Origin of the sequence: Streptomyces sp. NPDC093221 (genome assembly GCF_044753885.1) — a bacterium.
In the GTDB taxonomy this organism is placed as follows: Bacteria; Actinomycetota; Actinomycetes; order Streptomycetales; family Streptomycetaceae; genus Actinacidiphila.
Window position 1 is genome coordinate 1,367,679 of the sequence record NZ_JBIVOA010000001.1, and the last position, 22,214, is coordinate 1,389,892.

Annotated in this window: 17 protein-coding genes; 13 read left to right on the forward strand and 4 right to left on the reverse strand. The window is 72.5% G+C overall.

The features are described from left to right. Positions 1–100: 100 nt before the first annotated feature. Positions 101–1,240: a sugar phosphate nucleotidyltransferase gene (locus tag ACIQCJ_RS06100; protein ID WP_391162242.1), complete on the forward strand. Its 1,140-nt coding sequence runs from the start codon at positions 101–103 to the stop codon at positions 1,238–1,240. A 68-nt stretch (positions 1,241–1,308) separates the two neighbouring features. Further along, positions 1,309–2,298, forward strand: coding sequence for a DNA-3-methyladenine glycosylase family protein (locus tag ACIQCJ_RS06105; RefSeq protein ID WP_402710816.1), 990 nt, complete (start codon positions 1,309–1,311; stop codon positions 2,296–2,298). Positions 2,299–3,199: 901 nt separating this feature from the next. Here the strand turns inward: ACIQCJ_RS06105 and ACIQCJ_RS06110 are convergent. The 3 genes from ACIQCJ_RS06110 to ACIQCJ_RS06120 are packed head-to-tail and all read right to left on the reverse strand — an operon-like array spanning position 3,200 to position 6,031. Next, the gene (locus tag ACIQCJ_RS06110; RefSeq protein ID WP_402710817.1) at positions 3,200–4,519 is read right to left on the reverse strand and encodes a coenzyme F420-0:L-glutamate ligase; all 1,320 of its coding nucleotides are present in this window, start codon (positions 4,517–4,519) and stop codon (positions 3,200–3,202) included. Continuing rightward, the gene (gene cofD / locus ACIQCJ_RS06115; protein WP_355350057.1) at positions 4,516–5,472 is read right to left on the reverse strand and encodes a 2-phospho-L-lactate transferase; all 957 of its coding nucleotides are present in this window, start codon (positions 5,470–5,472) and stop codon (positions 4,516–4,518) included. Before cofD ends, ACIQCJ_RS06110 begins: the two co-directional genes overlap by 4 nt. A gap of 13 nt (positions 5,473–5,485) precedes the next feature. Then, positions 5,486–6,031, reverse strand: a complete 546-nt coding sequence (locus ACIQCJ_RS06120) for a cysteine dioxygenase (RefSeq protein WP_402710818.1) — start codon at positions 6,029–6,031, stop codon at positions 5,486–5,488. Between the two features lie 631 nt (positions 6,032–6,662). Here ACIQCJ_RS06120 and ACIQCJ_RS06125 point away from each other — a divergent pair. From ACIQCJ_RS06125 to ACIQCJ_RS06135, 3 genes are all read left to right on the forward strand, one after another. Then, a complete protein-coding gene (locus ACIQCJ_RS06125) occupies positions 6,663–6,926 on the forward strand; it encodes a WhiB family transcriptional regulator (protein WP_031519519.1) in 264 nt (87 codons plus the stop codon). Positions 6,927–7,238: 312 nt separating this feature from the next. Beyond that, positions 7,239–11,102, forward strand: a complete 3,864-nt coding sequence (locus ACIQCJ_RS06130; RefSeq protein ID WP_402710819.1) for a glycosyltransferase family 2 protein — start codon at positions 7,239–7,241, stop codon at positions 11,100–11,102. After that, positions 11,099–12,562: a DUF5719 family protein gene (locus ACIQCJ_RS06135; protein WP_402710820.1), complete on the forward strand. Its 1,464-nt coding sequence runs from the start codon at positions 11,099–11,101 to the stop codon at positions 12,560–12,562. The genes ACIQCJ_RS06130 and ACIQCJ_RS06135 overlap by 4 nt, the downstream gene beginning before the upstream one ends. Positions 12,563–12,642: 80 nt before the next feature. On the opposite strand, the gene ACIQCJ_RS06140 is transcribed toward ACIQCJ_RS06135, so the two are convergent. Continuing rightward, positions 12,643–13,086 carry a metallopeptidase family protein gene (locus ACIQCJ_RS06140; protein ID WP_391052892.1) on the reverse strand — a complete coding sequence of 148 codons (444 nt, stop codon included), beginning with the start codon at positions 13,084–13,086 and terminating at the stop codon, positions 12,643–12,645. Between the two features lie 237 nt (positions 13,087–13,323). Here ACIQCJ_RS06140 and ACIQCJ_RS06145 point away from each other — a divergent pair, with 237 nt between their 5' ends. From ACIQCJ_RS06145 to ACIQCJ_RS06180, 8 genes are all read left to right on the forward strand, one after another. Next, the gene (locus tag ACIQCJ_RS06145; protein WP_355350091.1) at positions 13,324–13,746 is read left to right on the forward strand and encodes a DUF3499 domain-containing protein; all 423 of its coding nucleotides are present in this window, start codon (positions 13,324–13,326) and stop codon (positions 13,744–13,746) included. A 225-nt stretch (positions 13,747–13,971) separates the two neighbouring features. Beyond that, positions 13,972–15,330, forward strand: coding sequence for a phosphomannomutase/phosphoglucomutase (locus ACIQCJ_RS06150; protein WP_401314628.1), 1,359 nt, complete (start codon positions 13,972–13,974; stop codon positions 15,328–15,330). A 371-nt stretch (positions 15,331–15,701) separates the two neighbouring features. Further along, positions 15,702–15,881, forward strand: coding sequence for a Trm112 family protein (locus tag ACIQCJ_RS06155; protein ID WP_402710821.1), 180 nt, complete (start codon positions 15,702–15,704; stop codon positions 15,879–15,881). 83 nt (positions 15,882–15,964) lie between these two features. Beyond that, the gene (locus ACIQCJ_RS06160) at positions 15,965–17,101 is read left to right on the forward strand and encodes an SIS domain-containing protein (protein ID WP_355350076.1); all 1,137 of its coding nucleotides are present in this window, start codon (positions 15,965–15,967) and stop codon (positions 17,099–17,101) included. A 4-nt stretch (positions 17,102–17,105) separates the two neighbouring features. Next, positions 17,106–18,305 carry a mannose-6-phosphate isomerase, class I gene (gene manA, locus ACIQCJ_RS06165; protein ID WP_402710822.1) on the forward strand — a complete coding sequence of 400 codons (1,200 nt, stop codon included), beginning with the start codon at positions 17,106–17,108 and terminating at the stop codon, positions 18,303–18,305. Positions 18,306–18,401: 96 nt separating this feature from the next. Beyond that, positions 18,402–19,361, forward strand: a complete 960-nt coding sequence (locus tag ACIQCJ_RS06170) for a cation diffusion facilitator family transporter (RefSeq protein ID WP_391052882.1) — start codon at positions 18,402–18,404, stop codon at positions 19,359–19,361. 236 nt (positions 19,362–19,597) lie between these two features. Beyond that, positions 19,598–21,049 (forward strand): adenosylhomocysteinase, encoded by a 1,452-nt coding sequence (gene ahcY, locus ACIQCJ_RS06175; protein WP_355350085.1) that lies wholly within the window; start codon positions 19,598–19,600, stop codon positions 21,047–21,049. 84 nt (positions 21,050–21,133) lie between these two features. After that, on the forward strand, positions 21,134–21,748 hold the full coding sequence (locus ACIQCJ_RS06180; RefSeq protein ID WP_402710823.1) for a hypothetical protein: 615 nt from the start codon (positions 21,134–21,136) through the stop codon (positions 21,746–21,748). Positions 21,749–22,214 lie beyond the last annotated feature (466 nt).

The following is a 22,214-nucleotide window of genomic DNA, read 5'->3' on the forward strand; positions in this document are numbered from 1 at the left end:
CCGACTCGGCTCGTCCGTACGGGTGTCAGTGTGGCGGCGCGGCCGACTGTCCGTCAGTTCGTGAATACTCATCTTTACGGCTTATGTCACTATGCTTGCCATGCGAGCACACCCCGCCTCCGCCGTCAGCGCGGAGCGCCCCGTGGAGAGCCCTGCGGCAACCGAAGCGATCCTCCTGGTCGGGGGCAAGGGCACCCGGCTCAGGCCGCTGACCGTGCACACCCCGAAGCCGATGGTCCCGGCGGCCGGAGTCCCGTTCCTCACCCACCAGCTCGCGCGCGCCAGGGCCGCCGGGGTCGAGCACGTGGTGCTCGCCACCTCCTACCTCGCCGAGGTCTTCGAACCGCACTTCGGCGACGGCTCGGCGCTCGGCCTGCACCTCGAATACGTCACCGAGACCGAGCCGCTGGGCACCGGCGGAGCCATCCGCAACGTCGCCCACCGGCTGCGCTCCGCGCCCGGCGACCCCGTCCTGGTCCTCAACGGCGACATCCTCACCGGCCTCGACATCCCCGCCCTCGTCGGCACCCACCGCGCCACCGGCGCCGACATCTCACTGCACCTGACCAAGGTCGCCGACCCGCGCGCCTTCGGCCTCGTCCCCACCGACGCCGACGGCCGCGTCACGGCCTTCCTGGAGAAGCCGCAGACGCCGGAGGAGATCGTCACCGACCAGATCAACGCGGGGTGTTACGTCTTCACCCGCTCGGTCATCGACACCATTCCGGCCGGGCGGCCGGTCTCCGTCGAACGCGAGACCTTCCCCGACCTGCTCGCCGCCGGCGCCCACCTCCAGGGCATGGTCGACTCCACCTACTGGCTCGACCTCGGCACCCCGCAGGCGTTCGTCCGCGGCTCCGCCGACCTCGTACTCGGCCACGCGCCGTCCCCCGCCGTCGCGGGCCTCGGCGGCGACCACCTCGTCCTGACCGGCGCCCATGTCGCCGCCGACGCCAAGCTCTCCGGCGGCACCTGTGTCTCCACGGGCGCCGTCATCGGGGCCGGCGCCCGCGTCGACGGCAGCACCGTGCTGTCCGGCGCCACCGTCGAGCCCGGCGCCGTCATCCGCGACTCGCTCGTCGGCATCGGCGCCGTCATCGGCGCCCGCACGGTCCTCGACGGCGCCGTCGTGGGCGACGGCGCGCACATCGGCCCCGACAACGAACTGCGCGACGGCGTACGGATCTGGTGCGGAGCCCGGATTCCGGCGGGCGCGGTGCGGTTCTCGTCGGACCAGTAGGGCGGGGGGGCTCGGCTTTACGGGGGCGGGGCGGCGGGTGCGTCGGAGGGGGCGGATACGCTCGCCGGGTGCCTCTCCCGCGACCTCGACCCGCCTCCACCACCGCCACCGCCGCTTGCGCGGCGTCGGTGTCATCGGCGGCTCCCGCGGCTCCGCGTACCCGGTCCTGGTCGCCTTCCGGGCCGCTCGACATCCGGCTCACCCTCAACCCGCTCTGCCGCGGTTACGGCGACCCCGCCTTCCGGATCGACCCGGACGGCACCGTCTGGCGGGCGAGCCGCACGCCCGACGGCGCGGGCACCCTCCGCCTGACCGGAAGTCCCGCCACGATCGAGGCCCACGCGTGGGGGCCCGGCGGCCAGTGGCTGCTCGACGCGCTGCCCGCGCTGCTCGGCGCCGACGACGATCCGGCCGCGTTCACGCCCCGGCACCGGCTCGTGCACGCCGCGCACCGGCGCCACCCAGGTCTGCGGCTGACCCGTACCGGGCTCGTCCTCGAATCGCTGATCCCCTCCATCCTGGAACAGAAGGTCACCACCACCGAGGCGTACCGGGCCTGGCGGCTTCTGCTCCACCGCCACGGAGAGGCCGCGCCGGGGCCGGCGGGCGCCGAGCGCATGCGCGTCATGCCCGACGCGCGGGGGTGGGCCCTGGTCCCGTCCTGGGACTGGCACCGGGCGGGGGTCGACAACAAGCGCGCCTCCACCGTCCTGCGGGCCGTCCGGGCCGCCTGCGCGCTCGAAGGGCTCACCGCCCTTCCACCCGGCGAGGCGGCCACGCGGCTCCAGACGGTGCCCGGGATCGGGCCCTGGACGGCTGCCGAGACGCTTCAGCGCAGTCATGGGGCCGCCGATGCCGTGACGGTCGGGGACCTGCACCTGCCGCATCGGGTCGGGTACGCCCTCACGGGTGAGCGCCGCTCTTCCGATGAGGTCATGCTCGGTCTTCTCGCGCCCTACGCGGGGCAGCGGCACCGTGCCGCCCGCCTCATCCTCCTCAACTCTCCCGCCCCGCCCCGCCGCGCCCCCCGCCTGGCCCCCAACCCTCCTGGCCGCTAGCCCTCTTGCCCTTTGTCTTTGCCCGCCCGCCCACCCGTGCGGGTGTTTTCTTCGTCTGCGGGTGCCGCTTGTGCCTGGTCGGTGCCGGTCCGGGGTACCTCCTCGAAATGCGGCTACCTGGCCTTGCTCATCCGGCACCGTCCCTGTCACCGCATTTCTGCGGGGGCACCCCGGCCCGTCCCCTCCCGGTACGTCGGCGTCCGCCTGCCGGTGGGGGTGGCCGGGGGAGGGGGGTTCTTTCGGCGGGCCGCCCTGCGCCGGTGCCCCCTCCCGGTGAGTCGGAATGCTCGGGCCCTTCCTCCAAGAGCCCCACAAAACCCCTGCGGCGAGCCCCACACCCGCCCTGAGGACCAGATGACCGCTTAACCCCCAGCCCCCCACCCCCTCCGGCGGCCGTCAGGTTGCGGGCCCGAGCCGAACCGTCAAACCCCGCAAGACCCGGGCCTCGCCCCCTTCACCCGAGCGAAGAGCCAGGCGGTGCATGGCCCACCCCCCGGCCCCCTGTCCAGCCCACCCGCCCAGACGGCCGCTGGCGGAGACGCCCGGCCCCCACCCACCCCCCTCCCAGCACCCCCACCGGCGGCCGGACGCCGACGTACCGGAGCCCACCCACGCCCGCCCCGGCACCACGGCGGACCGTCGGCCGCCCCCACCCCCAGCCCACCCCACACCCCCCGGCAACCCCCACCGGCGGGCGGACGCCGACGGACCGGGAGGGGACGGGCCGGGGTGCCCCCGCAGAAATGCGGTGACAAGAAGGGTGCCGGATGGGCAAGGCCAGGTAGCCGCATTTCGAGGAGGTACCCCGGACCGGCACCGACCAGGCACAAGCGGCACCCGCAGACGGAGAAAGCACCCGCACGGGTGGGCGGGCGGGCAAAAACACCCCCCCGGAGGGGGCTCAGCGAACGGCGATGAAGGCGGCGGAGTCGCGAGCCGGCCGAACGGCCGGCGCGGCGGCCGGCCGCCCAATGGCCACGGCCCCCATGGGATCCCAATCGGCGGGAAGCCGAAGCACGTCGCGGACGACGTCACGGCAGAACATCGTCGAGGAAACCCACGCGGAGCCAAGCCCCTCCCCGGCAAGCGCCACAAGAAAGTTCTCGACGGCCGCCCCCACAGCCACCACGAACATCTCCCGCTCCGCGGCCCCCCGCCGCGCATCCGGATAGGCGTGAGCCCCGTCGGCGACAAGGCACGGCACGACGAGATAAGGAGCGCGCCGCAGCACGTCCCCCCGCCGAAGCCGCCGTGCCACGGACTCCTCGGAGAAACCGTCGCGCCGCAGGTCCGCCGCCCAGGCGTCCCGCATGGCGTCGAGCAACCGCTCCCGTGTCTCGGACGACTCCAGGAGGACGAACCGCCACGGAGTGGTGTGGTGGGGGGCGGGCGCGGTGACGGCGAGCGCGACGGCACGTCGAACGGCGGCGGGGTCGACCGCGTCGTCGGTGAACTCCCGTACCGTCCGCCGCAGCGAGACTGCCTCGCGTACGGCCTCGGAGGTGCCGAGCCGGAACATGTCGTTGGCGGCGGCCCGCACAAGAGGCCGCGCGCCGGAATCGTCGCCGTCGGCGAGAGCGCCCTCGGCGGCGACGACCTCGCCGAGCCCCCGTACGACGGCAACCGGCAACCCCCCGACCTTCCCCTTGACCAGGTCCCCGGCGGCGGCCAGCTCGTCCCCGGTGGCGGTCACCGTCACGGACATGAGGTTGCCGTGGCTGTCGAGACCGCCGCGGAGGTCGTCCAGGACGCGGACCCCGGCGGCGCCGATGGCGACGTCGGTGAGACCTTCGCGCCAGGGCCGCCCGAAGGTGTCGGTGACGATGACGCCGACGCGTACGCCGAGGATCTCGCGGAGGCCGTCCCGGACGCGCCGGGCGGAGGCGTCGGGGTCCTCGGGGAGCAGAAGGATGGTTCCCGCCGCGGTGTTGGAGGCGTCGACGCCCGCCGCGGCCATGACGAAGCCGTGCCGGGTCTCGACGATGCGGGTGGGGCCGCGGCGGGCGACGAGGCGTACGGCCTCGGCGTCGATGGCGGCCTCGCGGTCGTCGGCGTTGACGATCCGGCCCTCGGCCTTGCTGACGATCTTGGAGGTGACCAGCAGGACGTCGCCGTCGGCGAGTTCGGTCCCGGTGGCGGCGATGAGCTTGGCGATGTCGGCGCCCGGCTGCACCTCGCCGATGCCGGGGACGGCGAACACCTCGTAGCGGGGCGCGTTCATGCCCGTACCTCCTCGGCGAGCGTCAGCGCCTCCCTGGCCATCTGGGCCGTGGCCTCGGGGCCGTCCATGAGCAGGGGGATGGCCCGGCAGCGGATTCCGGCGGCCTCGACCTCGGGGACGGCGGCGGCGTCGACGGTGTCGACCAGCCAGCCGTCGAGCAGCCCGGAGCCGTAGTGCGCGGCGACGGCCGCGGCCGTCGACTCGACCCCGACGGCGGCCAGCACCTTGTCGGCCATGCCGCGCACGGGGGCGTCGCCGATGAGCGGGGAGAGGCCGACGACCGGCACCCCGGCCTCGGCGATGGCCTCGCGGATGCCGGGCACGGCGAGGATGGTGCCGATGCTGACGACGGGGTTGGACGGCGGGAAGACGATGACGTCCGCCTCGCCGATCGCCTCCAGGACGCCGGGCGCGGGCTTGGCGCCCTCCGCGCCGACCGGCACGACGGCGTGCGCGGGTACGGAGGCGCGCAGCCGTACCCAGTACTCCTGGAAGTGAACGGCCTTGCGCTCGCCGTCGATCTCGACCAGCACATGGGTCTCGATCCGGTCGTCGGACATCGGGATGAGCCGCACGCCGGGCTTCCAACGGGCGCACAGCGCTTCGGTGACGGCGCTGAGCGGGTAGCCCGCGCCGATCATCTGTGTGCGCACGATGTGGGTGGCGAAGTCCCGGTCGCCGAGCCCGAACCACTCGGGGCCCACGCCGTACGCGGCGAGTTCCTCCTTGACCGCGAAGGTCTCCTCGGCCCGCCCCCAGCCCTGCTCCTCGTGGATGCCGCCGCCGAGGGTGTACATCACGGTGTCGAGGTCGGGGCAGACCTTCAAACCGAACAGATGGATGTCGTCTCCGGTGTTGCCGATGACGGTGATCTCCGCCTCCGGCGCCGCTGCCTTCAGGCCGCGCAGAAAGCGCGCCCCTCCAATACCTCCGGCCAGAACCACGATTCGCATGGTTCCCAGTCTGTCAGCCCGCCGCGGCGGCCCGTGAGGTATCGGCCCGCGGGGCGGCGGACGTGCAGGCGTACGGGGTCATCTTGGTGAGGCCGGGGAAGTAGACGTGCAGGCTCACCGCGGGTTCCAGCGCGTCGTTGACGACCTCGTGGACGTAACCGGGCGCGAAGGCACGCTGCGCGCCCGCCGACAGCACCCGGTTGACCTCGCGGCCGACGCCGCCCGAGGCGCCCGTGCTCGCACCCGGCAGCGCCCGCTCGCGCAGTGCGCCTTGGAGCACGGTGAGCACACCGGACGACAGGCCGTGGTCGTGCAGCCCGCTGCTCTGACCGGGCAGCCAGCTCAGCAGCCACACCTCGTAGCCGGGTCCGCGGCGCAGCCGCGCGTACCAGCGGGTGGTGGCGTCGTAGCGCACCTGGGGGGCCCATCGCTCGCGGTCGGCGGCGATGGAGCGGGCGAGCCCGGCGAACTCCGCAACGGTGTGTGGGTGTTGCGGCACCGGGGGGAGCAGGTGGGGAAGGGCGAGCGGGTCACCGGCGATCGAGACATCGCTGTACATGAAGGTGTGTTCCTCGTGATGCGCGAGTGGCTAGGCGGTGCCAGGTCCGTGACAGGTCCTGGGCAGGGGGCTCAGCGGCAACAACAGGAACGACAACAGCTCTGGGCGAGCGCGACGCAGCGGGACTCGCGACGGCGAGTCCGGGTAGGCGCGTGGTGCTCAGCAGGCATGCCGTCAAGGAGACCGGTCGCGCCCGTACCTTGTCAACCGGATGTCCGGAATGTCGCGAATCTTTCACCTGATCCGGCTGGAAGGGTTGGTGAAAGGTTTGTGCGCAGAAGTGTGCGGATATGTGGTGCCCAACCGCATGAAGAGCACGTTGTGCTGTTGTGCTTCTGTGATCGGAATGTGATCCACAACGCTTCACCCGAATGGCGGAACGTGGCGCGTCGCCAAGGCGTCTGACGAGGTGTGAACGGTGGATCGGCGGGACCATGGTTGACGGATACCGGATTTTAGGCCGATATCAACACTTTCTGTCACCTCTTGGTTCAGCGGAGTGAATAACGGGCCCAATAGCAGATCTCGGCTTGACTGGCCCGGATCGGCACACTTGTAATTTCACTCGTGTCGTTAGGCCGCACATGGTGACGGCAACATCACGGGGAAGCACGACAGACGAGGGGCGCGCATGACCGAGCAGTTCCAGTTGCTGCTGGCCGAAGAGGCCGACGAGGAACTCGGCTGGCAGGAGCGCGCGCTGTGTGCGCAGACCGACCCCGAGTCGTTCTTCCCGGAAAAGGGCGGTTCCACGCGTGAGGCGAAGAAGGTCTGCCTCGCCTGTGAAGTCCGTTCCGACTGCCTGGAGTACGCCCTGGCCAACGACGAACGCTTCGGCATCTGGGGCGGCCTGTCCGAGCGGGAGCGCCGCCGCCTGAAGAAGGGCGTCGTCTGACCCACGCGACCGGGCCGACGACCGGTCCGAGGACCGGGTCCGCGGCAGGGCGCCGACCGAGCCCTGACCGCGCCCCCGACCCCTCGCGCGGCACCGCGCACCGGCCCGATCACAGCTCCCGCACACCCCGCTTCCAGCCCGCGTACAGCCCGCTTTCCGCGCCCACCGGCACGGGAGGCGGGCTGCCGTTGTTCTCACACTCGGACGGAGCCCCCGGTGTAAGCCGTTAGTGTGGGGGCCCGTCCGAGACGTTCCCCGCCGCCGGCGGCCGATGCGTCAACCGCAGTCCAGCGAACCGGGGCCCGAACCTCGATGTCCGTGAACAGCCCAGCACCGGCCTTCTTCCCGGCCGGCATCCCTGAGTTCCCGCGCCACGTCGTCACCGCCGTGCTCGTCGCGCACGACGGCGCGCGCTGGCTGCCCAAAGCCCTCGCCGGCCTGCTCTCCCAGGACCGCCCTGTCCAGGACGTGATCGCCGCCGACACCGGCAGCGCGGACGACTCCGCGCGGCTGCTCGCCGACTCCCTCGGCGACCAGCGCGTCCTGCACCTGGCCCGCCGCACCGGCTTCGGCGCCGCCGTCGAGGAGGCCGCCAGGGTCGCCGCGCCGCTCAGCGCCGAGCAGTTGCCGTACCTGGGACGCCGCAGCGGCTGGGACCCGGTCAGCCGCAGTTGGAACGACGACGCGTACGACGAGCCCGAGCAGCCGCACGGCGACCCCGTCCAGTGGCTGTGGCTGCTGCACGACGACTGCGAGCCCGACCCCGGAGCGCTCGCCGCCCTGCTGCGCACCGCGGACGCCTCGCCGTCCGCCTCGATCATCGGCCCCAAGCTGCGGAGCTGGTTCGACCGCAGGCAGCTCCTCGAAGTCGGCGTCAGCATCGCCCGCAGCGGTCGCCGTTGGACCGCGCTCGAACGCCGCGAGCAGGACCAGGGCCAGCACGACCAGACCCGCCCGGTGCTCGCCGTGTCGTCCGCGGGCATGCTGGTGCGCCGCGACGTATGGGAGGAGCTGGGCGGATTCGACCGCAGGCTGCCCCTGATGCGCGACGACGTCGACTTCTGCTGGCGCGCCCAAGCGGCGGGCCACACCGTGCTGGTCGCCCCCGACGCCGTCATGTGGCACGCCGAGGCCGCCTCCCGCGAGCGCCGCCCGGTCGACTGCGCGGGCCGCTCCTCGGTCAACCCGCACCGCGTCGACAAGGCCGGCGCCGTCTACACCCTGCTGGCCAACACCCGCGGCCCGCTGCTGCCCTATGTGATGCTGCGGATCGCCGTCGGCACCATATTGCGCACGCTCGCCTATCTCGTCGGCAAGGTGCCGGGACAGGCCGTCGACGAGATCGTCGGACTGCTCGGCGTCCTGCTGCGCCCCGGACGGGTGCTGGCCGCCAGACGCAGAAGAGGCCGCGGCACCGTACCGCCCTCCGAACTGCGACCGCTCTTCCCGCCGCCCGGCGCGACCGTACGCGCCACCGTCGACCAGGTCGTCAGCAACATCGCGGGCCGCGCCGACGCCGCGTCCGCCGCCGCGGGACGCCACGGCGGCTCCGTCGAGTCCGGACCGGGCGACGAGGACGGCGACTTCCTGGAAGTCGAGCAATTCGCGCGGCTCAAGCGCGTCGCCCGCAAGCCGGGCCCCGTGCTCTTCGCCGTCCTGCTCGTCGTCTCGCTCGCCGCCTGCCGCTCACTGCTCGGCGGGGGAGCCCTCTTCGGCGGCGCCCTGCTGCCCGCCGACCCCGGCGCCTCCGACCTGTGGGGCACCTACACGGGTTCCTGGCACGCGCTGGGCACCGGCGGCACCCAGGCCGCGCCCCCGTACATCGCGGTCCTCGCGCTCTTCGCGACCGTGCTCTTCGGCTCCACGGGACTCACCCTCACCCTGCTGCTGGTGGCCTCGGTGCCGCTGGCCGGGATCACCGCCTACTTCGCCTCCCGCCCGCTCGTCGAGTCGCGCCTGCTGCGCGCCTGGGCGTCGGTCGCGTACGCCTTCCTGCCCGCCGCCACCGGGGCGCTGGCCACCGGACGGCTCGGCACCGCCGTCCTGGCCATCCTGCTGCCGCTGATGGCGCGCGCCGCCGTCGGCACCGCGGGCCTCCAGCTCGGCGACGGCGCGATCGAGCGCGGCGCACGGCCCGGCTGGCGCTCCACCTGGGCGCTGGCGCTGATGCTCACCTTCACCACCGCCTTCACCCCGGTCACCTGGCCGATCGCCCTGACACTGGCCGCCGCCACCCTCGGCTGGCGCATGGCCCGCGGCCAGCAGCAGCTCCTGGTCCCGCAGCTCCTGCGCTTCGCGGCCCTGCTGATCACCCCGATCGTGCTGCTCGCCCCCTGGTCGCTGACGCTGCTCGCGCACCCCGGACGCCTGCTGCACGAGGCGGGACTGCCGTACGGCGACAAGGGCGTCTCCGGCATCGACCTGCTGATGCTCAGCCCCGGCGGACCCAAGGCGGGCGCCGCCTTCCTGCTGATCGGCGTCGTCCTGGCCGCGCTCGCCGCCCTGATGCGCGACACACGCCGCCCGGCGATCGTCGCCGCCTGGGCCGCCGCCGCGACCGGACTGCTCTTCGCCGTCATCGAGAACACCAAGGCATGGGCGGGCCCCGCCACCCTCGTCTACGGTCTCGCCCTGCTGGCCGCCGCCGCGATCGGCGCGGAAGGCGCCAAGGAGCGGATCGCCGCCAGCGGCTTCGGCTGGCGCCAGCCCGTCGCGGGCCTGATCGCGCTGGCCGCGGCCCTCGCGCCGCTGCTGGCCGCCTTCACCTGGGTCGCCGACGGCGCGAACGGCCCCATCAAGCGCCAGGACCCGCAGCAGGTGCCCGCCTTCGTCGCCGAGGAGAGCACCTCCCGCGACCAGGCCCGCACCCTGGTGCTCAACGGCACCGCGGGCCGCATCTCGTACTCCCTGGTGCGCGGCGCGGGCGCGCGGATCGGCGACGCCGAACTGGCCGCGGAGGCGTCCCGCGACAGCGAACTCGACACCGTCGTCGCCAACCTGGTGGCGGGTTCCGGCGCCGACCAGGGCAGCCGCCTCACCGGATACGCCATCCGCTACGTACTGGCGCAGAAGGGCGCGCCGCGCTCGGTGGGCCGCGTCCTGGACAGCACCCCCGGCCTGTCCCGGGTGAGCCAGGCGGACGGCAGCGAATTGTGGCGCGTCAACGACGCGGTCTCCAGGATCGCGATCACCAGCAAGGGCGCGCAGCCCGTCGCCGTCGCGGCAGGCAAGGTCGAGGCGCACACCACGGTGCCCGCCGGTCCCGAAGGCCGCGTATTGCGCCTGGCGGACTCCGCCGCGCCCGGCTGGCAGGCCACCCTGAACGGATCCGCGCTGCCCAGAACGACCGTCGACGGCTGGGCGCAGGGCTTCCAGCTGCCCGCCACCGGCGGCCGTCTGGACGTCACCTATGAGGAGCCGTTCACCCACACCTTCTGGCTGGGCGCGCAGGGACTGCTGCTGCTCGTGGTCATCGTGCTGGCCCTGCCGGGCCGCCGCCGCGAGATCGACGACGACCTGCCGGAGGCCGACGCGCCCAGCGCCGTCCAGATTCCCGCACAAGGTGCGGGCGAGGGCCGTCGCGCCCGCCGCCTCCAGGCGGCGGCCGACGCCGAGGCCGCCGCGGCCGATCCCGACGCCGCGGAGGCCGAGGGCCAGGAGCAGGCGGCCTACGCGGCCCAGCAGGCCCACCACGGTCGGCAGGGCCAGGACGGGCCCGCGGGCCCCGACGCACCGCCGCAGACCCCGTACGACCCCTCTGAGGGCGGTTACGACCCGTACGCGGTGCCTGCCCCCGACACCGGCGAGCAGTTCTACGGCTACCCGCGGCAGGACCCCGGCTACGGCACCGACCCCGCCCAGCAGCAATGGGACGGGCAGCAGCAGTACGCGGCGGAGCCGGGCACGTACGAGCAGCAGCAGGTCGGCTACACCGACCAGTACGGCTACCCGCAGCAGCCCCCGCCGCCCTACGACCCGTACGCGACGACCGGCCACGAAGAGGCGGCCGGTTACGACGAGACGGCGGGTTACGACCAGCAGCAGCCGCAGCAGCAGTACGACGGGCAGGCGCCGTACGGCGGACAGCAGCCCTACGACCCGGCCGCGTACCCCGACCCGGCCGCCCCGTACTACGCCGAAGACGACCAGCGCCGCGACGGGAGCGACCACCAGTGAACCGCAGCACGATCTCCCTGGCGGGCGCCGTCGCCGCCCTGGCCGTACTGACCGGCGCCGCCGTGGTGTCCGGCGGCGGCGACCGGGACACCGCGCCGGTGGCCTCCGCGGCCCGGCTGCCCGTACAGCGCAGCAATCTGCTGTGCCCGGCGCCGTCCTCGTCGGAATTCGCCAACACCACCTACACCTCGTTCACCCCGCAGGGGACGGCGGGCGCGACCGGCTCCGGCAGCGCGGAACTGGTCCCCGCGACGCCCAAGGGCAAGGCGCTCACCCCGCTGAAGGCCGCGGGCAAGCCCGCCACCAGCTCCACCGACAAGCCCGACGCGCCCGCGCTGATCGGTACGGCCGACGGGCCGCTCGCGCCCGGCTGGACCGTCCAGCAGACCACCGTCGTGGACACCGGGGCGGGCCGCGGCCTGCTCGGCGCGTCCTGTGTGGCACCGGACAGCGAATTCTGGTTCGCGGGCGTCAGCACGGGACCCGACCGGCAGGACTTCCTGCACCTGGTGAACCCCGACGACACCCCGGCGGTCGTCGACATCGAGCTGTACGGCAAGGACGGCCTGCTGAAGGCGTCCACCGGCGACGGCGTCACCGTGGCGGGCAAGTCCGCCAAGCCGGTGCTGCTGTCCACCCTGGTCGCGGACAAGGCGCAGGACCTCACCGTGCACGTCGTGGCGCGCAGCGGCCGGGTCGGCGCGGCCGTTCAGGCCATCGACAAGAAGCTCGGCAGCGACTGGCTGACCCCGGCCGCCGAGCCCGCCACCAGCCTGGTGCTGCCCGGCATCCCCGCCGACGCCGCGACCGTGCGCCTGGTGGTGTACGCGGCCGGTTCCGACGACGCCGACCTCACGCTGAAGCTGGCGACGCCGACCGGCTCGATCACCCCCGCGGGACACGAGACGCTGCACGTCAAGAGCGGTATGACCAGCGCGGTCGACCTCGGTGACCTCACCAAGGGCGAGGCGGGTTCGCTGGTCATCACCTCCAGCCAGGTCCACGCGGCGGTCCCCGTGGTGGCGGGCCTGCGGGTGACGCGCGGCAAGGGCGCCAAGCAGGAGATGGCGTTCCTGCCCGCCACCCCGGCGATCGAGACCCGCTCCACCGTCGCCGACAACCGCACCAAGGGCTCCACCTTGTCGCTGGTCGCCGTCGGCCAGGACGCCAGTGTGAAGATCACCGCGTCGGCCGGATCCTCCGGCGGCGAGCCGGTGTCGAAGACGGTCAGCGTCAAGGCGGGGACGACCGTCGCCGTCCCGCCGCCGCTGCCCGCGTCCGGCAAGGGCACGTTCGCCGTGACCGTCGAGCGCGTCTCCGGCGGAAGCGTCTACGCCTCACGGACGCTGGCGCTCCCGCTGGACGGGGTGCCGATGTTCACGATCCAGCCGATGTCCGACGACCACGGCATGGTGGATGTTCCCGCGGCCCGCGCCGACCTGGGGATTCTCAACCACTAGAGCGTTTTCCCGCACCTGGTGCGGTCCGCGCGGGCCGCACCATATGCGGGCGGTCCGCGTCGGGGCCGCGCCGGGCCGTGTCAGTCCTCGCCGTACTTCGGGTCGACGTTCTCGGGGGACAGGCCGAGCAGCTCCGCGACCTGCTCCACGACGATCTCGTGCACCAGGAGCGCCCGCTCGTCGCGGGTCTTGGCGCGGATCTCCACCGGGCGCCGGTAGACCACGATGCGGCTCGGCCGGTCCTTGCCCGCGCCGATGAGACGGCCCAGCGGCACCGTGTCGTCGTCCGTCGGCGGGGTGTCCTGCGGCCAGGGCACCTCCTGGACGGCGAATTCGACGTCGGCGAGCTGCGGCCAGCGCCTTTCCAGCCGGTCGGCGGCGTCGCGCACCAGGTCGTCGAAGGCATCGGCGCGGCTGAGCGCCAGCGGCACCTGCGGGGGCGCGATGGGCCCGCGCATCCCACGTCCGTGGCGGTCGCGGTGGCGCGGACGGGGTGCGGAAGGAGGAGGTGCCGAGCTTTCCATCAGCGATGATCCTAGCCCTCCCGCCGGGTGCGCACAGGACGGACACCACGCAGTCAGCATCTGGCCATAGATCAGACGCATATGCGCCAGCCGCCGCCTGTCACGGCCGTGACCGCGTGTCGTACTTCTCCCGCACCGCCGCGCCGCGCCTGCCATGTGTTTTCCGTCCGCGCAGGTCAGCGCGGCGGCCGTCACGCGGCACGATTCCGGGGGCACGTGACGACACGACCGGGTGAGCTGGCGGAGAGTCGTCGCGGCCCGCTCAAGAGTGCGGTACCGTCCAACCTCGTGAGCCTTGTACGTCGCTGTTCGCGCACCGCATGCGGCCGTCCCGCCGTCGCGACGCTGACGTACGTCTACGCGGACTCCACCGCCGTTCTCGGACCGCTCGCCACGTACGCGGAACCGCACTGCTACGACCTGTGCTCCGAGCACTCCGAGCGGCTGACCGCGCCCCGTGGCTGGGAAGTCGTGCGCCTGGCGACGGACACCGGTCCCGTCGGGCCCAGCGGCGACGACCTCGAAGCGCTCGCCAACGCGGTGCGCGAGGCGGCCCGCCCCCAGGAGCGCCGCCAGCAGGGCCCTGGCCCGCGCGACATCGACCCGCTGGAAGTGGCCCGCCGCGGCCATCTGCGCGTGCTCCGCTCGCCCGAGCAGTAGCAGCCGGCCTCACCTCCCGTCCCCACCGCGCGGTCCCCACCCCGCGCAAGCCGCCCCTCGCGCCGTCCCGTTGACCCTTTCGGGGCTCCCGTGACGCCACCCCTCGCGTCGCGGCGGCGGCGAAAAACTCCGCTCACCCCATCGGGGTAGGTTGTGCTGGAAACTCCACCGCGCCGCCCACCGGCGCCGTTCCGACCCTTCACCAGAGTTCACCAGAGGTGTGCAGTGGCCGATTTGTCGCAGCTCGTCAAGGCCTACGACGTACGCGGAGTCGTACCCGACCAGTGGGACGAGCCGCTCGCCGAGATCTTCGGCGCCGCCTTCGCCACGGTCACCGACGCCACGGCGATCGTCGTCGGACACGACATGCGGCCCTCGTCCCCCGGCCTGTCCGCCGCCTTCGCGCGCGGCGCCGCCTCCCGCGGCGCGGACGTCACCGGGATCGGCCTGTGCTCCACCGACGAGCTGTACTTCGCGAGCGGGCAACTCGACCTGCCCGGCGCCATGTTCACGGCCAGTCACAACCCGGCGCGGTACAACGGCATCAAGATGTGCCGCGCGGGCGCCGCCCCCATCGGCCAGGACACCGGCCTCGCCGACATCCGCGCGCTCGCGGAGAAGTGGCTGGAGAACGGCGTCCCCGCCGTCGACGTGGAAACCGGCACCCTGGTGCGGCGCGACGTGCTCGGCGACTACGCCGCCTATCTGCGCTCGCTGGTCGACCTCTCCGGAATCCGGCCGCTCAAGGTGGTCGTGGACGCGGGCAACGGCATGGGCGGCCACACCGTGCCCACCGTCCTCGACGGGCTGCCCGTCGACCTGGTGCCGATGTATTTCGAACTGGACGGCACCTTCCCCAACCACGAGGCCAACCCGCTCGACCCGAAGAATCTGGTCGACCTCCAGGCGCGGGTCCGCGAGACCGGCGCCGACATCGGCCTGGCCTTCGACGGCGACGCCGACCGCTGCTTCGCGGTGGACGAGCGCGGCGAACCCGTCTCCCCGTCCGCGGTGACCGCCCTGGTCGCCGCCCGCGAACTGGCCAAGCACCCCGGCGCCACGATCATCCACAATCTGATCACGTCCTGGTCGGTGCCCGAGGTGGTCAGGGAACACGGCGGCGTCCCGGTGCGCACCCGCGTCGGCCACTCCTTCATCAAGCAGGAAATGGCCGACTCCGGCGCCGTCTTCGGCGGCGAGCACTCCGCGCACTACTACTTCCGCGAGTTCTGGAACGCCGACACCGGCATGCTCGCCGCCCTCCACCTGCTGGCCGCCCTCGGCGCCCAGGACGGCCCGCTGTCCGCTCTGGTCGCCGCCTACGACCGCTACGCGGGCTCCGGCGAGATCAACAGCACCGTCGCCGACCAGGCCGCGAGCACCGCGGCGGTCCGCGCCGCCTTCGCCGGCCAAGACGGCGTCACCTTCGACGAGCTGGACGGGCTCACCGTCACCTCCGCCGACTGGTGGTTCAACCTCCGCGCCTCCAACACCGAGCCGCTGCTGCGGCTGAACGTCGAGGCGCGCGACGCGGAGGGCGTGGCCCGCGTCAGGGACCAGGTCCTGGCGATCGTCAGGACCTGAGCCCGCGTGGTCTCGCGGGCCCGACGCGGGGTGGGGTCTACGCGGCCGGGGGTTACGCGGGCCGGCCGTCGTACGCGCCTGGTCGTCGTACGGGTCCGGTCGTCGTACGGGTGCGGTCACCGCATGGGTGCGGTCACCGCATGGGCGCGGTCACCGTACGGGCGCGGTCACCGCATGCGCGCGCTCGGAGTTATCCACAGGCCGCACTCGGGGCCGGGCGCTACGGCTATAGGCTGAGAACGTACGCGGCGGGAGCCGTCGGCCCGGCCCGGGACCGTACCGCTCGGAGCACGCGCCCGCCGTATCCCGACCGCAGTCCCGCGCGCGGTGGCACCTCGCCGCTCGCCGCACCCAGCACGGAGGACCCCACCATGCCGCTCGTCGAACCCAGCCTCCTGGAAATCCTCGCCTGCCCGGCGTGCCACGCCACGCTCCGCGAGGACGCCGACGCGAACGAGCTGGTCTGCACCTCCGACACGTGCGGCCTCGCGTACCCCGTACGCGACGACATCCCCGTACTCCTCGTCGACGAGGCCCGCCGCCCCCGCTGACACCCCCGCACGACCGCCGGACCGTCCGTCAGCCCCATCCATCCGCCGACCCTGACCAGGCCGCTTCCGACCGGGAGGTCGCGTTGTTCGACGAGTCGCTGCTTGAGGACCCCGAAGCGCTGGCCCGCGCGGACAGCCGCGGACTGCTGCTGGGCGTCGCCGCCGCCGGCGCCCGCGTACGCACCGCGCTGCGCCTGGCCGAAGAAGCCGGAGTCACCGCGCTGCGGCCCGACGGCCGCCCCAGGACCGTCCTGCTCGCGGCCAGCGGACCCGACGCCGCCGCGGTCGCCGACCTGCTGGTCGCCCTCGGCTCCGGCACCTGCCCCGTCGAGGTGCTGCCGCCCACGGGACCCACCCCGCAACAGTCCCGCTGGACACTGCCCGGCTGGGCGGGACCGCTCGACCTGCTGCTGCTCATCACCCCGCAGGGCAGCGAGCAGGGCCTGACCGACCTCGTGGAGCAGGCCTACCGCCGCGGCTGCACCGCCGCCGCCGTCACCCCGGTCAAGGCGCCGCTCGCCGAAGCCGTGGAACAGGTGCACGGCATGGCCCTGCCGTTCGCCGCGCCCTTCGGCAACGGCGCGGACCCCGCGGACGAGGACCCCGCCAACGACGCGGGCGCCTTCTGGGCGCTCCTCGCCCCGCTGCTCGCCCTCGCCGACCGGATCGGCCTGCTGAGCGCACCCACCCAGGCGCTGTACGGCGTCGCCGACCGGCTCGACGAGGTCGCCGCCCGCTGCGGCCCCGCCATCGCCACGTACACCAACCCGGCCAAGACCCTCGCGGCCGAACTGGCCGACGCCCTCCCGCTGTTGTGGAGCCAGGGCCGGCTCTCCGCCACGGCCGCCCGCCGCTTCGCGACCGTGCTCGGCACCCGCGCGGGCCAGCCCGCGCTCACCGCGGAACTGCCCGCCGCACTCACCGTCCACGGCCCCCTCCAGGCCAGCGCCCTCGCCCTGGCCGCCGACCCCGAGGACTTCTTCCGCGACCGCGTCGAGGAACCCGGAGGACTGCGCCTGCGGATCGTGCTCCTCCAGGAGAACTCCGAGCAGCCCGGACCCGCCACCCCCGCCGCCCGCGAGCAGGCGTACGCCCACGACACCCCGCTCAGCGAGATCGCCGCCGCCCCCGGCGGCCCCCTCGACACCGCGGCCGAACTGATCGCCCTCGCGGATTTCGCCACCGTCTACCTGACCGTCGCCTCGGCTGAGAGATCATGACCGCATGAACCGCCTCACCAACACGATCCGCCCCTACGCCTGGGGATCCACCACCGCCATCCCCGAACTGCTCGGCACACCGCCGACCGGCGAACCCCAGGCCGAACTGTGGATGGGCGCCCACCCCGGCGCGCCCTCCCGGATCGACCGCGGCGAAGGCCCCGTCGCACTCGACACGGTGATCGCGGCCGACCCTCGCGCCGAACTCGGCGACACCACCGTCAAGCGCTTCGGCCCCCGGCTGCCCTTCCTGTTCAAGGTGCTGGCCGCGGGCGCGCCGCTCTCCGTCCAGGTCCACCCCGACCTCGCGCAGGCCAAGGCCGGATTCGCCGACGAGGAAGCCCGCGGCATCCCGACCGACGCCCCCGACCGCAACTACAAGGACGCCAACCACAAGCCCGAAATGCTCGTGGCGCTCTCCCCGTTCGACGGACTGTGCGGCTTCCGCCGCCCCACCGACGCCGCCGACCTCATCGACGGCCTCGGCGTCCCCGCCCTCGCGCCCTACGCCGACATCCTCCGCGCCCACCCCGAGGACAAGGCGCTGCGCGAAGTCCTCGCCGCCGTCCTCACCGCGGAACCCGAGGCGATGGCCGAGTCCGTCACCGCCGCGGCCGAGGCCGCCGCCCGGCTGTCCACCCCCGACAGCCCCTACGCCGCGGACTACGCCGCCTACGCCCAGGCCGCCCACAGCTTCCCCGGCGACCGCGGCGTCATCGCCGCGATGCTGCTCAACTACGTACGCCTGCAACCCGGCGAAGCCCTCTACCTCGGCGCGGGCGTCCCGCACGCCTACCTCGACGGCCTCGGCGTGGAGATCATGGCCAACTCCGACAACGTCCTGCGCTGCGGCCTCACCCCCAAGCACATCGACGTCCCCGAACTCCTGCGCGTCGTCCGCTTCGAGGCCGGCGACCCCGGCGTCCTGCGCCCCGAGGCCGCCCCCGACGGCGAAGAGCTGTACGTGGCGCCGATCGACGAATTCCGGCTCTCCCGCTACGTCCTGGCCCCCGGCGCGCAGGCCCGCACCCTCGACTCCGGCACCCCGCAGATCCTGCTCTGCACCGCGGGCCGGGCCGAACTGCGCGACGGCGACGGCACCACCTTGACGCTGGCCCCCGGCGAGTCGGCATACGTCCCCGCGAGCGAGCGCACCACCCTGACCGGCGAAGGCACCGTCTTCCGGGCCACCGTGGCCGCCTGACGCACCAAAAGCCCGACGGGCTGCAACAATGTGCGTCCGCAACGCCCGGTACGACAAGACACAGACCCCGGGCCGACGAAAGGGACCCCAGCACCTATGAGCGCGTCAGGCGGAACACGGGCGATCGTCGCGGCGCTGAGCGCCAACCTGGCCATCGCCGTGGCCAAGTTCGTGGCCTTCGCGTTCAGCGGCTCGTCCTCGATGCTCGCCGAAGGCGTGCACTCCATCGCCGACTCCGGCAACCAGGCGCTTCTCCTGATCGGCGGCAAGAAGGCCAAGCGCGCCGCCAACGACGAGCACCCCTTCGGCTACGGCAGGGAACGCTACGTCTACGCCTTCCTCGTCTCGATCGTGCTGTTCTCCGTCGGCGGCATGTTCGCGCTCTACGAGGGCTACGAGAAGATCCGCCACCCGCACGAGATCGAGCACTGGTACTGGCCGGTCGGCGTCCTCGTCTTCGCGATCATCGCCGAGGGCTACTCCTTCCGCACCGCCATCAAGGAGTCCAACCACACCCGCGGCAAGCAGTCCTGGGCCGAGTTCATCCGCCGCGCCAAGGCACCCGAACTCCCCGTCGTCCTCCTGGAGGACTTCGGCGCCCTCATCGGCCTCGTCCTCGCCCTGATCGGCGTCGGCATCGCCCTCGCCACCGGCGACGGCGTCTGGGACGGCATCGGCACCCTCTGCATCGGCCTGCTGCTCATCACCATCGCCCTCGTCCTCGCGGCCGAGACCAAGTCGCTGCTGATCGGCGAAGGCGCGGGACCCGACTCGCTGGCCAGGATCCGCGCCGCCGTCGTCGACGGCGACACCGTCACCGGCGTCATCCACATGCGCACCCTGCACCTCGGCCCCGAAGAACTCCTCGTCGCCGCCAAGATCGCCGTGCAGCACGACGACACCGCCGCCGAGGTCGCCCGCGCCATCGACGCCGCCGAAGAACGCATCCGCGCCGCGGAACCCTTCGTCCGCGTCGTCTACCTGGAACCCGACATCTACAGCGAGCAGGCAGCCGCCGCGGGCCCCGACCCGGACCAGACTCCTGGCGGCCGGTGACCGGAAGCGCACTGGGGCGGACCGCCCGTCCGGTGTAGCTTTGTCGTAGCCAGACGTCGCTGCTGATGGCGGTCGGGCGGGTCATCTCGCGATGCCCGGCCGAGGGAGAGAGGGCCTCCGACGGATTGCGCTGCCGCTAGGGGACGGGTGTGTCCGCACGAGGGCACCCCCGTACACGCCCCGTGGCCGCGCCGTATCCACGTCCGCCTCGACCGCAGCACCGAGGAGCACTTCATATGACCACCACCGCCACCGACTTCAAGGTCGCGGACCTCTCGCTTGCCGCCTACGGCCGCAAGGAGATCACCCTCGCCGAGCACGAGATGCCCGGCCTGATGTCCATCCGCAACGAGTACGCCGCCGCGCAGCCGCTGGCCGGCTCGCGGATCACCGGCTCGCTGCACATGACCGTGCAGACCGCCGTCCTGATCGAGACCCTCGTCGCCCTCGGCGCCGAGGTCCGCTGGGCGTCCTGCAACATCTTCTCCACCCAGGACCACGCGGCCGCGGCCATCGCCGTCGGCCCGAACGGCACCGAGGAGAACCCGCAGGGCATCCCCGTCTTCGCCTGGAAGGGCGAGACGCTCGAAGAGTACTGGTGGTGCACGGAGCAGGCCCTGACCTGGCCGAACACCGCCACCGGCGGCCCCAACATGATCCTGGACGACGGCGGCGACGCCACGCTCCTGGTCCACAAGGGCGTCGAGTTCGAGAAGGCCGGCGCCGCCCCGGACCCGGCCACCGCGGAGAGCGAGGAGGAGCAGTTCGTCCTCCGCCTCCTCAACCGCACCCTCGGGGAGAACCCGCAGAAGTGGACGCAGCTCGCGTCCGAGATCCGCGGCGTCACCGAGGAGACCACCACCGGCGTCCACCGCCTCTACGAGATGCAGCAGGACGGCTCGCTGCTCTTCCCGGCGATCAACGTCAACGACGCGGTCACCAAGTCGAAGTTCGACAACAAGTACGGCTGCCGCCACTCCCTGATCGACGGCATCAACCGCGCCACCGACGTCCTCATCGGCGGCAAGGTCGCCGTGGTCTGCGGCTACGGCGACGTCGGCAAGGGCTGCGCGGAGTCGCTGCGCGGCCAGGGCGCCCGCGTCGTCATCACCGAGATCGACCCGATCTGCGCGCTCCAGGCGGCGATGGACGGCTACCAGGTCGCCACCCTCGACGACGTCGTCGGCATCGCCGACATCTTCGTCACCACGACCGGCAACAAGGACATCATCCTGGCCTCCGACATGGCCAAGATGAAGCACCAGGCCATCGTCGGGAACATCGGCCACTTCGACAACGAGATCGACATGGCCGGCCTCGCGAAGATCCCCGGCATCGTCAAGGACGAGGTCAAGCCGCAGGTCCACACCTGGACCTTCCCCGACGGCAAGACACTGATCGTGCTGTCCGAGGGCCGCCTGCTCAACCTGGGCAACGCGACCGGCCACCCCTCCTTCGTGATGTCCAACTCCTTCGCGGACCAGACCCTGGCCCAGATCGAGCTGTTCACCAAGCCGGAGGAGTACCCGATCGGCGTCTACGTGCTCCCCAAGCACCTGGACGAGAAGGTCGCCCGTCTCCACCTGGACGCGCTGGGCGTCAAGCTCACCACGCTCCGCCCGGAGCAGGCCGCCTACATCGGCGTGAAGGTCGAAGGCCCCTACAAGTCCGACCACTACCGCTACTGATCCACCGCGCGCTGGCCCCCGTCTCCCGTCCGAGGCGGGGGCCTCGCACGTCACCGGCACACCGAAAGACACCGAGACCCCACCATGCCCCGAGGCCGTTACTCGTTCCACGACACACACGACCACACCCCCCTCGGTGCAGAACACTTCCACTGCGCCACCGGCCCCTCCGGCTGGCGCTACACCGCGCAGACCACCGCCCCCGGCGGCGATCACGCGGGCTCGGTCGACCTCACCCTCGACCAGCTCGGCCGCCCCATCCGACTCGAACTCCACGCGTCCGCCTGGCAGGTACGCGGAGCCGCGCTCGACGGCGTCACCTGGGTCCGTACCGACCCCACCGGCGAACACGCCCAGGAGGGCAACGCCGCCGCCCACGCCTTCACCGGTGCCTCGCCCGCGTTCCTGATCGCCACCGCGCGACTGCTCCGCCTGGAACCCGGCGGCCCCGCCACCCGCGTACGTCTCGTGTCATTCCGGCCCCCCGTGCTCGCGCCCCTCACCGTGGACCAGTCCTGGTCCTTGATCACCAGGACAGCACACCCCACTGACAACGGGCCGCTGGCTGTGGACGAGTACCAGGTCAACGACCTCGCGACCGGCGATCAGCACGACGTCCACATCGCCGGGGACGTGGTCCTCGCGGCCCCCGGCATCGAGCTGGAAGACCTGGAGACCCCTCCGTCGACCTTCGCGTGAGGCCGTCTGAAAGTTCCTCACCGTGAACCGTTGACTCAAGGTTGGCGGGGAGGTAGGTTAGAACGGTTGTCACGAGCTGGACAGGTCCGCTGGTGACCGACTAGGATCCATGTCGCTTCGCTCGACGAAGACACACCACCCAAGCCGAGAGAAATCTCAGTTCGGGCATCCGTGTCTCCGAAACGCGAGTGGTAATTCCGACCAGTGAACTTCTGCTAAAGTCGGAGACACGACGAAGGGAAAGCCCGGAGGGCCGGTGAAACGGTCTGAAGGAAGCTTCCGTTCCTTGAGAACTCAACAGCGTGCCAAAAGTCAACGCCAGATATGTTGATACCCCGTCTCGCTTCGGCGAGATGAGGTTCCTTTGAAGAAAAACACAGCGAGGACGCTGTGCGCGACGGGGATTATTCCTCCCGGTCGCGCCGCTCTTGCGTGTTGTTCCGGGATATCCCGGTGACATTCACGG

What these genes read in the sequence shown, in the direction of transcription:
- ACIQCJ_RS06100 (WP_391162242.1), top strand. Translation starts at nt 101, where the DNA reads ATGCGAGCACACCCCGCCTCCGCCGTCAGCGCGGAGCGCCCCGTGGAG.
- ACIQCJ_RS06110 (WP_402710817.1), bottom strand. Translation starts at nt 4,519, where the DNA reads ATGAACGCGCCCCGCTACGAGGTGTTCGCCGTCCCCGGCATCGGCGAG.
- cofD (WP_355350057.1), bottom strand. Translation starts at nt 5,472, where the DNA reads ATGCGAATCGTGGTTCTGGCCGGAGGTATTGGAGGGGCGCGCTTTCTG.
- ACIQCJ_RS06120 (WP_402710818.1), bottom strand. Translation starts at nt 6,031, where the DNA reads ATGTACAGCGATGTCTCGATCGCCGGTGACCCGCTCGCCCTTCCCCAC.
- ACIQCJ_RS06125 (WP_031519519.1), top strand. Translation starts at nt 6,663, where the DNA reads ATGACCGAGCAGTTCCAGTTGCTGCTGGCCGAAGAGGCCGACGAGGAA.
- ACIQCJ_RS06130 (WP_402710819.1), top strand. Translation starts at nt 7,239, where the DNA reads ATGTCCGTGAACAGCCCAGCACCGGCCTTCTTCCCGGCCGGCATCCCT.
- ACIQCJ_RS06140 (WP_391052892.1), bottom strand. Translation starts at nt 13,086, where the DNA reads ATGGAAAGCTCGGCACCTCCTCCTTCCGCACCCCGTCCGCGCCACCGC.
- ACIQCJ_RS06155 (WP_402710821.1), top strand. Translation starts at nt 15,702, where the DNA reads ATGCCGCTCGTCGAACCCAGCCTCCTGGAAATCCTCGCCTGCCCGGCG.
- manA (WP_402710822.1), top strand. Translation starts at nt 17,106, where the DNA reads ATGAACCGCCTCACCAACACGATCCGCCCCTACGCCTGGGGATCCACC.
- ACIQCJ_RS06170 (WP_391052882.1), top strand. Translation starts at nt 18,402, where the DNA reads ATGAGCGCGTCAGGCGGAACACGGGCGATCGTCGCGGCGCTGAGCGCC.
- ahcY (WP_355350085.1), top strand. Translation starts at nt 19,598, where the DNA reads ATGACCACCACCGCCACCGACTTCAAGGTCGCGGACCTCTCGCTTGCC.
- ACIQCJ_RS06180 (WP_402710823.1), top strand. Translation starts at nt 21,134, where the DNA reads ATGCCCCGAGGCCGTTACTCGTTCCACGACACACACGACCACACCCCC.